The sequence below is a fragment of the Pirellulales bacterium genome, from assembly GCA_019694435.1.
GTDB lineage: Bacteria > Planctomycetota > Planctomycetia > Pirellulales > JAEUIK01 > JAIBBZ01.
The window spans coordinates 34,270-45,667 of the sequence record JAIBBZ010000031.1 but is presented as its reverse complement, the minus strand read 5'-3'; the positions used below and the strand labels follow the sequence as shown (position 1 = coordinate 45,667).

The 11,398-nt window shown below is 65.0% G+C and carries 10 protein-coding genes; 6 read left to right on the top strand and 4 right to left on the bottom strand.

Annotated features, from left to right (window positions below; genetic code table 11):
* Positions 1–255 precede the first annotated feature (255 nt).
* From K1X74_18785 to K1X74_18770, 4 genes are read left to right on the top strand one after another with little or no spacing between them, the layout of a single operon-like run.
* Positions 256–879: a (2Fe-2S)-binding protein gene (locus tag K1X74_18785; GenBank protein MBX7168389.1), complete on the top strand. Its 624-nt coding sequence runs from the start codon at positions 256–258 to the stop codon at positions 877–879.
* Positions 872–3,088 carry a xanthine dehydrogenase family protein molybdopterin-binding subunit gene (locus K1X74_18780; protein ID MBX7168388.1) on the top strand — a complete coding sequence of 739 codons (2,217 nt, stop codon included), beginning with the start codon at positions 872–874 and terminating at the stop codon, positions 3,086–3,088. Before K1X74_18785 ends, K1X74_18780 begins: the two co-directional genes overlap by 8 nt.
* Positions 3,088–4,077: an FAD binding domain-containing protein gene (locus tag K1X74_18775; GenBank protein MBX7168387.1), complete on the top strand. Its 990-nt coding sequence runs from the start codon at positions 3,088–3,090 to the stop codon at positions 4,075–4,077. Before K1X74_18780 ends, K1X74_18775 begins: the two co-directional genes overlap by 1 nt.
* Before the next feature lie 2 nt (positions 4,078–4,079).
* A complete protein-coding gene (locus tag K1X74_18770) occupies positions 4,080–4,316 on the top strand; it encodes a hypothetical protein (GenBank protein ID MBX7168386.1) in 237 nt (78 codons plus the stop codon).
* A 99-nt stretch (positions 4,317–4,415) separates the two neighbouring features.
* Here the strand turns inward: K1X74_18770 and K1X74_18765 are convergent, their stop codons facing one another.
* Together K1X74_18765 and K1X74_18760 are read right to left on the bottom strand one after the other, a co-directional pair.
* Positions 4,416–5,612, bottom strand: coding sequence for a rhomboid family intramembrane serine protease (locus K1X74_18765; GenBank protein ID MBX7168385.1), 1,197 nt, complete (start codon positions 5,610–5,612; stop codon positions 4,416–4,418).
* A 113-nt stretch (positions 5,613–5,725) separates the two neighbouring features.
* A complete protein-coding gene (locus K1X74_18760; protein MBX7168384.1) occupies positions 5,726–6,886 on the bottom strand; it encodes an ATP-dependent 6-phosphofructokinase in 1,161 nt (386 codons plus the stop codon).
* 183 nt (positions 6,887–7,069) lie between these two features.
* Here K1X74_18760 and K1X74_18755 point away from each other — a divergent pair, with 183 nt between their 5' ends.
* A complete protein-coding gene (locus tag K1X74_18755; protein ID MBX7168383.1) occupies positions 7,070–7,819 on the top strand; it encodes a GDSL family lipase in 750 nt (249 codons plus the stop codon).
* 11 nt (positions 7,820–7,830) lie between these two features.
* Here K1X74_18755 and K1X74_18750 read toward each other — a convergent pair whose 3' ends face one another.
* Positions 7,831–8,979, bottom strand: coding sequence for a hypothetical protein (locus K1X74_18750; GenBank protein MBX7168382.1), 1,149 nt, complete (start codon positions 8,977–8,979; stop codon positions 7,831–7,833).
* Positions 8,980–9,264: 285 nt separating this feature from the next.
* Here K1X74_18750 and K1X74_18745 point away from each other — a divergent pair, with 285 nt between their 5' ends.
* Positions 9,265–9,618: a VOC family protein gene (locus tag K1X74_18745; GenBank protein MBX7168381.1), complete on the top strand. Its 354-nt coding sequence runs from the start codon at positions 9,265–9,267 to the stop codon at positions 9,616–9,618.
* A 45-nt stretch (positions 9,619–9,663) separates the two neighbouring features.
* Here the strand turns inward: K1X74_18745 and K1X74_18740 are convergent, their stop codons facing one another.
* Positions 9,664–11,394 carry a glycosyltransferase family 39 protein gene (locus K1X74_18740; protein MBX7168380.1) on the bottom strand — a complete coding sequence of 577 codons (1,731 nt, stop codon included), beginning with the start codon at positions 11,392–11,394 and terminating at the stop codon, positions 9,664–9,666.
* Positions 11,395–11,398: the final 4 nt, after the last annotated feature.

Genomic DNA, 11,398 nt, shown 5'->3' with positions numbered 1-11,398 from the left:
AGACCCGATCATCGTGACTGATCGCGCGCTCCGTCTCAATCGCAGATGCCCGTCCGGCGCAATGGATTGGCGAGATTTGGTTGAATCCGCAGCACCAAGGGCTACAATCCTCAGCACGCTGGCCGCCGCAAGGTTCGGTGCAGGTCGTCCTGTGGCTCGTGACGAGCCTAGGGCACTCGCATTGAACGCAGGGGGGCGTGCCTCGGCGCCTGCATTCCAATTCATTACGCCGTCGCCCGTGGAGGCACTCTGACGATGAGCACAGGTGGACACGACCAATCGTCGTCGTCCGGTTTCCATCGCCGCGCGTTTCTCAAGGGCTCAGGCGCAGCTGCGGCTGCGACGGCCCTCGTTGCGCAGCCGGTCATGGGCGCCGAGTCAGACCAGGAGACCCCGATCGTCGGTCCCGGCATGCACAAGCTGGTGCTGTCGGTCAACGGTCAGGACTGCCCCGTCGAGATCGAACCGCGGACGACCCTGATGGAAGTCTTGCGGTACCAGTTGAACTTGTCCGGCTGCAAGCCGGTCAGCAACCAGGGAGTCACCGGCGGCAGTACCGTATGGGTCGACGGCAAGACGGTTTCCGCTTCGACCACGCTGGCGATCACCTGCGCGGGCAAGAAGATTCGCACGGTCGAAAGCCTCGGCGGCGACCAGCCCGACGCGGTCGTGCAGGCCTTTGTGCACCACGACGGCATGCAGTGCGGGTTCTGCACCCCGGGTTTCGTCGTGGCTGTCCGGGCGTTTCTCGACAAGCATCCAAATGCGACCGAAGCCGACATTCGCGCAGGCCTCAACGGCAATCTCTGCCGCTGCGGCACCTATGCCAACGTGATTCAGGCCGCCCTCGAGGTGGTGAAGGGAGGCGGCAATGGCTGAATATAATTGGCCCAAGTACGGCACCGCCTCGGTGCTGGGCAAAGAACACGACCGTCTCGACGGCGTGGCCAAGGCCAGCGGCGCCGCGAAGTATGCCTACGACATTATGCGCGACAAGATGCTGTTTGCCCGTGCATTGGGCTGCCCGCACGCGTCGTGCAAAGTCGTGTCGATCGACACGTCACCGGCGCTGAAAGTGCCGGGCGTGCGGCACGTCGAGGCGCTCAAAGAACCGGGCAACGAAATCCGCTGGGAAGGCGATCTGGTCGCCGTCGTCGCGGCCGATTCCGACGGCGCCGCAGCCGAGGGCCTGGCTGCGATTGAAGTCAAGTACGCCGTCGAGCCGCATTTCGTCCTCGACGAACATCTCGCCGCGGCCGAGGCCGCCGGAGTGGCCAAGAGCGCCGGCCGCAACGTGCAGCTCGAAAAAGAGCCCGCCGAAGGCGCCGACGAAGACAAGTTCGAAGACGAAGAGATCGACCGGCTGCTGAAGGAGTCGGCCGTCGTGGTCGATGGCTACTACGGCATCGCCGCGATCACGCACATGTGTCTCGAAACGCACGGTTCGACGTGCGAATGGAAAGACGGCAAGCTGCTGGCCCACCTGTCGACGCAAAACGTCTCGGGCACCGCGGGCCAGTTCGCCTCGCCGCTGGGCATCACGGCCGACGACGTCACGGTCCACTGCGACTTCATCGGCGGCGGTTTCGGCAGCAAGTTCGCCGCCGATTCCTGGGGCGTCGTCTGTGCCAAGATCGCGAAGGAGACCGGCCGGCCCGTCAAGCTGATGCTCGACCGCGACCTGGAGCTCAAGTCGGCCGGCTCGCGGCCCTCGGGCTATCTCAAGGCCCGCGTCGGCGCCGACGCCAACGGCGTGGTCAAGGTGTGGGACTCGCACCACTGGGGTACCGGTGGGCCCGGGGGCGGCGGAGTCTCGCAAGGCGAGATCCCCTATGTTTTCGATCCGCCCAACCGACGTCGCGTGGCCACAGCCATCAAGACCAACACGGGCCCCAGCCGGGCCTGGCGCGCGCCCAACCATCCGCAGGCCTGCGCGATGACGCAAACGGCCTACGACGACGTCGCCATGAAGCTCGGCAAGGACAGTTACGACGTGTTCCTGGCCAATCTGGCTTCGGTCCGCAACGGCAAGGAAGACGTCTATCGGGCCGAAATGGAAATCGCTGCCAAGCTGATGGACTGGAAGGCCAAATGGCATCCGCACGGCAAGGGGCCGCAAGACGGCTCGATCGTCACGGGCCTGGGCCTGGCGCTGCACACCTGGGGCGGGGCGGGCCACGCTTCGACCTGCGTGGTACGCATCCATCCCGACGGCGGCGTGGAAACCTCGCTCGGTAGCCAGGACCTGGGCACCGGCACCCGCACGGCCATCGCCGTCGTGGTGGCCGAGACGTTTGGCCTGCCGGTCAACGCCATCAAGGTCAACATCGGCAGCTCGGCCTATCCGCAAAGCGGTCCGTCGGGCGGCAGCACCACGATCGGCGGCGTCTCCGAGTCGAATCGCCGGGCCTCGCAAGACGCCCTGCGCAAACTCTGCGAGCTGGTCGCCACGAAGCTCGGCGTGCAGTCGGCAGAGCTCGAGGCCAAAGAAGGCCGCATCCAAGTCGTAGGCGACCCGGGCAAGAGCCTGAGCTGGAAAGAGGCGTGCAGCCTGTTGGGCATGAACCCATTGGAAGTGAAAGGCGAGTTCAAACAGGGGGCCAAGAGCCCGTTGTCGAGCACGCTGGTCGGTGGCGTGCAGATGGCCGAAGTGGCCGTCGACAAGGCCACCGGCATCGTCCAGATGAAGAAATTCGTGGCCGTGCAGGACATGGGCCTGATCGTCAATCGGCAGACGGCCGAGAGCCAGATTTACGGCGCCGTCATCATGGGCATCGCGTATGCCCTGTTCGAAGAACGGATCATGGACGGCCGCACCGGCGCGTTCGTCAACGCTGAGCTGAGCGATTATCGCTTGCCGCGGTTGGGCGACATCGGCGAGATCGTCATCGAGATGTACGAGCCGGAAAGCGAGTACAACCGCGGCGTGATCGGACTGGGCGAGCCTCCGGTGATCTCTCCTGGCGCAGCCATCTCGAACGCCGTATGCAACGCGCTGGGCGTGCGGGTGCCGGTGCTGCCGCTGACGCCGCAGCGTGTCCTCGCGTCGCTGGAACACAAGGCCCTGGTCGAAGGGAGCGCTTCCTGATGAAAGCCTTTGAATACGCGGCTCCGCGCCGCGAAAGCGAGATCGCCGGATTGCTTTCATCCCGCTGGGGTGAAAGCGAAATCCTCGCCGGCGGCACCGACCTGGTCGGTCTGATGTACAAGATGGTGGTCACGCCCAGCCGGGTCGTGAACATCATGGACGTGCCGAGCCTGCGCGGCGTCGAGGCCGACTCGCAATCGGTGCGGATCGGGGCTACGACCTCGCTCAGCGATCTGCTCGACAGCCCGGACCTCGACGATTTCCCCTCGATCAAACAGGCCATCCGCGGGATCAGCAGCCTCCAGTTGCAAGCCCAAGGGACGCTCGGCGGCGAGCTTTGCCAGCGTCCGCGGTGCTGGTACTTCCGCAATGGTCACGGCTATCTCGCCCAGAACGGCCGGCTCGTGGCCGAAGGCGATCACCGGTATCACGCGATTTTTGGCAACGCTGGACCCGCGAAGTTCTGTGCAGGCTCGCGCTTGGCCCCAGCCTTGATGGCCCTGGGCGCCAAGGTACGCGTCGTCGGGCCAGGGCCCGAAGATGAAGCGCAGTTCCCACTCGACGCGCTGTATCGCACGCCGCGCGACGAGCAGCAGCGTGAAACGGTGCTGCTGCCCAATCAAGTCCTGACCCACATCACGATCCCGCGCGATGTCGTGCCGGCGAACGCGACCTACGAGGTGCGTCAGGGCGCCGGGCCCGACTATCCGCTGGCCTCGGCCGCGGCCGCCGTCCAACTCAAAGCCGGGCGGATCATCGCGGCCCGCGTGGTGCTCGGACAGGTCGCGCCGGTGCCGTGGGTTTCGAGCCTGGCGGCGAATGTTCTGCTGGGCCAGTTGGCGTCGCGCGAAGCGGCCGCCGCTGCCGGCGAGGCTGCCGTGCGCGAGGCGACGCCGCTGCCGGGGAATCGTTACAAGGTGCAACTCGCGCGCGTGGCCGTCGAACGTGCCGCGCTTCTGGCCTTCGGCCTGCAAACGGGAGGATTCTGACCATGGTCTACCGCAAACAGGTCGATGCCGATGGGGCCGAGGTTCGTGGACCCGCCTGCCTGCATCTCCGCTCCAAGGGGATGTACGTCACCGGGCTGGTCGACCCGACTCAGGAAGGCTCGATGGGCGACGGCTATTGCTGGTGCAATCGCACGCAAAACGTCCTGGGCCCCGATGATCAGTTGGTTGATCGGCCGAATTGCCAGGCCGGCCGGGGCTGCTTTCAACAGGTCATCTGACGCCGCCTGCCAATCGCAAAACAAACTGCGGCCAGGAACGCGCGACAGCGACTCCTGGCCGCGGTTTTTGTCTTCGGCAGCGACTCACGGGCAGCGCCGCTACCAGTCGTGCGGCGCGAGCTCCAGGTGCTCGCCGGTTGCCCGCTGGTGATTGGCTGTCTTGATCAATCCACGACGGATTTTCTCGAAGTCCGGCGGCAGGCCCTCGGCCGGCAGCTTCTGCAGCACGACCAGGGCCTGCCCGGGGCGCTGCAGGCGATAAATCAACACCTGGGCCAGCTTGAGCCGCATCCGCACCTGTTTGTCGGGATAGAGCCGTAGATAGTCGACCGCCAAGGCGACGAACTCGTCGTAGGCCTGCTGTTGCTCGAGTCCGGCCGCAAGTGCGCGATGGCTCGGTTCGGGCAGTTGCCAGTCGGGCAAGGTCTTCTCGGCCTTGCGATGCACGGCCAGCGCCAGGCGCGGCTGCGATTGGGCCATCAAGCTGTCGATCTTGTTCTGCGTCTCTTGCCGGGCCTCGGCCAACTTGCGCTCGTCGACCGGCTTGGCCTCAGGCCGCGGCTGATCGGCGAACACGCCGGTCTTGCCCTGCCAGACGGTGAACACGTCCCAGCCCTCGCAATCGACGAGTTTCAGTCGCAACATGATGATGGCCACCGGGAGCCCCAGCCCAAAGCCCATCAAGTGCAACACCGGCGTCTCCATGCCGAACCCGGCCAGCGCGGCAAACGCGAATTCATACCCCGCCATGCCCAGGGCAAATACCCAGACCTGCACTTCGACCGTCTGGATGATCGGGCGGAAGAACAGGAACACGAACAAGAAGCAGTACAGGTCGTTCTTGGGCGCCCAGACCAACGCCATGGCAACGAGTCCGAAAATGATGGCCGAGGCGCCGAACGAGTTTCCGCCCGGTGCCGCCAGCATGATCGACTGCTCGATGCCGCTTTGCGCGACGCCCAACAGCAGGTAGACGAGCAGGAACCTCCACCAGCCCAGCTTGCCTTCGACGATCAGCCCGAATGGCCAGAGGAACACCATGTTGCCGATCAGGTGAGCCCAACCCCCGTGCACGAAGTTGGACGTCAGCCACTGCACGGGGTGCAAACCGTCGCCCCATTGCAAGGTCCACGGCAGCAGAGTTTCGGCAAACAACGCGGCCTCGGCGTCGGCCTGATGATAGGCCAGACCGAAGCACAGCAGATGAATGGCCGTGTTGAGGACGATCAGGCCGACCGTCGCGTACGGAAACGAATAGACCGGCGCGTCGGTGTTGTACGGAAAGAACAGGAACATGCCGCCCGCGCGCCCTGCTGCCGCTCGGTTCGGGCCGAAACCGCGCGGCCCGTTATCGTCAGCCTATGCTGGGCGCCGGGCGCGTGGCAAACCCCGGCAAGACTCGCCGAAGATCAGTGGGTCGCCTCGGCGAACTCGTTCACGCTCGCGGTACGCGTCGGAATGATGAACGGATTGCAAGCCGAGGCCTGGTCGCCAAAGCTGATGCCCAGGGCCCGCGCCGCCTGCACTGCCGAACTCGATGGATCGACCTGCGAGAGTTTGCTGACGGCATCGGCAATGGCGACGCTCTCGATATTCGGCGGCTGAAAGCAGACCATTTCGCCGAATCGCTGCTGGTCGATCAGGCGTACCGCATGTGCGCCGAACTGGGTGGCCAGCACGCGGTCGAACGTAGTCGGCGGCCCACCGCGCTGCAGATGGCCCAGCACCACGCAGCGCGTCTCGCGTTGCAGCCGCCGTTCGATTTCGGCCGCCACGTGATTGCCCACGCCGCCGAGGCGCACCTGTCCGGTGCCGGCGCTGCGGGCAATCAAACCACCGTCGGGCAACAGCGCGCCCTCGGCGACCACGATCAGCGTGAACCGCTTGCCTTGTGTTTCGCGCTCCAGAATCTTCTGGCAGACGTTTTCGTAGTTCCAACCGATCTCAGGAATTAGGATCACGTCGGCGCCGCCCGCGATGCCCGCGTGCAGGGCAATCCAGCCCGCGTGGCGCCCCATCACCTCCATGACCATAATCCGTTCGTGCGAGGCAGCTGTCGTGTGCAGGCGGTCGAGGGCGTCGGTCGCGCATGCGATCGCGCTGTCGAATCCGAAGGTGAACGCCGTGCATTGCAGATCGTTGTCGATCGTCTTGGGCACACCGACGACCGGCATTCCATATTCGTGGAACTGCAAGGCGATCGCGAGCGAACCATCGCCGCCCACGCAGATCAGGCCGGAGAGCCCCAGTTGCTCGACCGTGGTCTTGGCGGCCCGCAGCATATCGCCTTCGATTTCCAGGCGATCGGCCACGCCGGCCCGGGCCACGAAGCGTCCCTTGTTGGTCGAACCGAGGATCGTGCCACCTTGGTTGAGAATGCCCGTCGTATTCTTCTGGTTCAACGGGATGTACGTGACCGGCTCGACGAGCCCTTCGTACCCCTTGATGAAGCCGATGCAGTCGTAGCCCAGGTAGTTGGCCGTCTTCACGGCGCCGCGAATCACGGCGTTCAGTCCCGGACAATCGCCGCCGCTGGTGAGAATGCCGATCCGCTTGTTGATCGCCGTCATGGGCTCGTGAGCTCCCAGCCAAACTGGTGTTCGCGCGGGCGAGTGGCCGCGTCGCGGCCCGGTTCTCGGCCTCGACCCGCAATCATCTATAGGTCAGGCGCGGCGGCCGCGCCCGCCGATTTGCAGCCGCGCGGCCGCCACTCTAAGCTGTGGCCCATTCACGCATTTCCCGGAGTTGCCCCCATGCTTGATCTAGCGAAATTGTGTCGGCGAACGTTTCTGCGGTTCTTAGCGACGGCGACGGTCGTGGCGATCGTGCCCCTGGCGGTTTGCACGCCTGCGCCGGCCCTCGCACACGACGCCGACACGCCTGCGCCCCGGACCGACGAGGGCTGGAAGCAGCGATTCGCCGAGCTCAACGAACGGGCCAAGGCCGGCAACTACGACCTGGTGTTCCTCGGCGACTCGATCACCCAGGGCTGGAACGACAACGCGATCTGGAAGAAACACTTCGAGGCCTATCACCCGCTGAACCTGGGCATCGGCGGCGATCGCACGCAGCACGTGCTCTACCGGCTGCAACACGGCAACATCGACGGCCTGAAGCCGAAGCTCGTCGTGCTGATGATTGGCACCAACAACTCCAACGGCAACGACAACACGGGCGTCGAGATCGCCGACGGCATCAAGGCCATTGTTGCCGAGCTGCGCAAGCGGCTGCCGGAGACGAAGGTGCTGCTGCTGGCCATCTTTCCGCGCGGACCGATGCCAAACCCGCAGCGCGAAAAGAACGCCGAGGCCAGCCGCCTGGCCTCGGAAGTGGCCGACGGCGAGATGGTGCACTATCTCAACATCGGCGACAAATTCCTCGCGGCCGATGGCTCGCTGCCCAAGGACATCATGCCCGACTACCTGCACCTCAGCCCCGAAGGCTATCGCATTTGGGCCGAGGCGATCGAACCCAAGGTCAAAGAGCTGATGGGCGTCAAGTAAGCCGCCCGCGCTCAGCGAAACCAGGCCGGGCAATTGGCGCGGATGGTCGCCGCCACCCAACGGGCCTCGGCCTCGGTGAGCGGCCCCAGACGAATCTGGCCAGTTTCACCGGCATCGTGCAGCAACACGTCGTAGTCCTTGCCCTCGGCATCGGACCCGACCTTGCCGCCGTGCCAGTACTTGTCGTTGCGCCGATCGAACAACGAAATCCGTTCGACACCGACGATGTCGTAATGGCGGCGCGGCCCGATGCCGAGCACGCCGGCATAGCAATCCAGGGCATGTCGCGAACAGGTCCAGCGCCGCCGCCACAGCGGCATGGTGATCAGCGCCGGAATGCCGGCCAGCAGCAGCAGGCCGATCAGCTCGAAGGGAATCAAGAACAGGTGCAGGCCGATCTCGCCTTGCTTGATGGCCTGCATCAGAAAGATGCCAACGATCGAGTTCCAGAAGCCGTTCAGAAACAGCACGGCGACCAGCGCGCCCAACTGAAATCGCCCGCGCCAGCGAAAACTGACGCCGTCGACGTCCTGGTCGCAGCGCCAGGGCGTGTCGGGCGGCGGCTCGACCCGGCTGGACAGATCGGTGAGTTCGAGTTCGGCGGAGCTTCGAGGGCCGCGATGGACGGCCTGGCGCTGAACGAAGCCGGCAGCGCGCGGAGCCAGGAGCTCGGCGGCCTCTGCGCCTGACGCCGTCTCGGCGGCTGTGCTTGATCCGTGCGGTTCGTCGCGGCGCAAGCTGCTCGGGCAGTGGGCCTCGACATATCGCACGATCTCGCGAATCACCGCGTCGCAATCGCTCACGCTCAACGAGCCGCCAAAGGTCAGCGGTTTGCCTAGCGTTTCGATGCGCACCCGACGGTTCACCCCGCCCGAGGAGTGCTCGGTGCCGGTCACGTCGATATCGACCGATCGAATCTCCGCCAGCGGCACGCGTTGCACCTGACGTCCGGTGTAGGTGCGCCATACCAGCGCAACCGCATCGGGCGACAGACGCAATTCCTGGCGGTCGAAAATCGTGGTCAGCAAGACCAGCGCGCCGAACAGCCACCCGATGAAGAACGGCGTGGCGAACATGCCGTTTTCAAGGGTCGGCTCATGGAAGAGCTTGTTGGCGATGGCCACGCAGCCGGCAGTCCATCCGGCGAGCCAAAAGGCCATAAAGCTGGCGATTCCCAGGCGCGGACCGAGGCTGCTGGACTTCAGCCGGATGACACGATCGGCCCCATCGGTCGATACATGAACTCCCGAACTACCGCTCAACTTGGAACTTAAGCGAACTTTAGACTTCATGAATGGCGGGGAACGGAATGGCGGACTAGGATTAAGAGCTACGGAGCAAAACGGGCATTCTAATTCTGCTCCGAGTCTTGACGGTTGGGTTCAATCGGACGGGCCGCTTTGCGTGCCGGGACCGATTGTGCCGTCCTTTAGGCTGGTCGGGCCATGAACGCGTGCGTGATCGGTTTCGAGATCGTTTCGCGCGATCCTCAGGCAGCGGCCGATTTTTACGGTCGACTGTTCGATTGGAAGATTGGCCAGGAGGTCACCGGCGGCATCCGGCGGCTCGACGCCAAGACGGCCGAGAACCTGCACGGTTCGATCCTGCCAGCCGTGCGTGAATTGCGCCCCAGCGTACAACTGGTCGTCTCGGTCGACAACGTGATCGACACCTGCGCCCATGCGATGGAATTGGGGGCGGCCGTCGTCGTGCCGCCGCGCAAGATGCCGAACGGTCAGTGCATCGCCGTGCTCGTGGACCCCCAAAAGCTGCCGCTGGTCGTCGTTCAAGACGGCTGAACGCCGCAGGCCGCGGGCCTGGCTTGCGGGCAACGAACGCGGTATTCATTCACGGTGCGGAGCCGCAGCGCCCTGGACCAACCGCTCCGGATCGACGCGGAACAGCGTATAGCGATCTTCCGGCGACGTCTCGCGCCGGGTCTGGCGACTTTGCGACAACTGCTCGACACGCCCCAAGTGCTCTAGCTGCTGGGCGTCCCGGCCCCGGGCCACGACATACAGGGCGCCGCTGCGCGGATCGGCCTTGAGCTGGACGAGCTCCCAATGCCCCTCGACGTGCCGATCGATGTAGAAGATGTGTCGGGCAATCTCTCCGCCGCCACACGCAACCAACCGCGCGTCGGCCGGGACCTCGCTCGCGACCGCTTGCAGGAACTGACGGTCGGCCGCCGACGGATCGCGGCGCGGCATGACCCAACCATGCACATAGACTTCCAACCACAGCACGCCGCCGATCGTGGCGGCCATCGACGCGGCAGGCCAGGCCCTTCGCGTTAGCCATCCGACCGCCGTGAACAGCGCCAGGCTCGTCAGGCCCATCACGACACAGTCACCGCGAAACGTGTTCGAGCGCCAACCTACGATCGCGGCGGCAATCGCCGCGGCGGGTGCAAAGATGCGGATACACAGGTTGCCCCAGTGCAACGCCAGCCGCCCGCGCGTGCGAATCGAGCCGGCCAGCAGCAGACCGCCTTGGGCCATGATCGGAGCCAGCGCCGGCAAGGCGTAGATCAAGTAGTGATGATGCTTGCCGCGCGAGAGCGACAACAGCACCAGCGGCGCCAGTGCCCAACACCACAAGAACCGTTCAGGCGAATTTTTTTGCTCCCACGCGGTGCGCGCGCTGGGCAGCGCCGCGATGAACAGCAATGGCGTCCACGGCAACAACTGCCACGGCCAGCAAGTCAGGTAGTACCAGAAGGGCTTCGAATTGAAATCGACGGTCCCAGCTGCGCGGCCCAGCAGGTGATCGCGCCAGAGTTCCCATGCGGCCGGTTCGCGATAGGCCACGGACAGCGGCCAGGCAACGGCGAGACCGACCGCCAGGCACAGTCCCAACGGCGAGAACATGGCCACAACGCCCCGCCAATCGCGCCGCGTGATCTGCCAACAGCCGATCACTCCCAACACGAGTCCCGCACCAAACAGGGGCCCCTTGACCAGGTTCGTCAAACCGATCAGGCACCAGAACAGCACCCAGCCGCCGCGGCCCAATTGCCGCTGCTGCGGCATCCACCCTGCCTGCAATCGTGCAAACACGGTCAAGGCGCCGGTCGTCAGCGCGCAGAGCAGCATGTCGGCTTCGGCCAGCCGAGCATAGGTAATCATGTAGACGCATGACGCTTGAAACAGGCCCGCCAGCAGCCCGGCGGTCGGGCCAAACCATTGCGCCGTCAGACCGGCAATCAGCAGCACAACCGCCGTGCCAGAAAGTACCGAGGGCCAACGCGCCGTCGCCTCATCCCAGGAGCCGTCCAGACGGTTGCAGGCGATCACTAGCCAATGTGGAAGCGGCGGCTTCTCCAGCCAGAGCTGATCGCCGACGCGCGGCAGCAGCAGATCGCCGGAGTCGTCCATCTGTTTGGCGACTCCGGCGACGTAAATCTCATGTTCGGTCAAGGCCCGCGCGCCACTCAGGTTGAACCCGTATAGCAATAACGCGGCCGTCAACAGCAATAGCCAACTGCCCACGGGCATTGGCCCGCAAGGCCGGGCAAGCCGGCCGCGCACAATAACCACCCAGCGCACCATCATGCCGGGCCTTTCCAGACTCATGTGT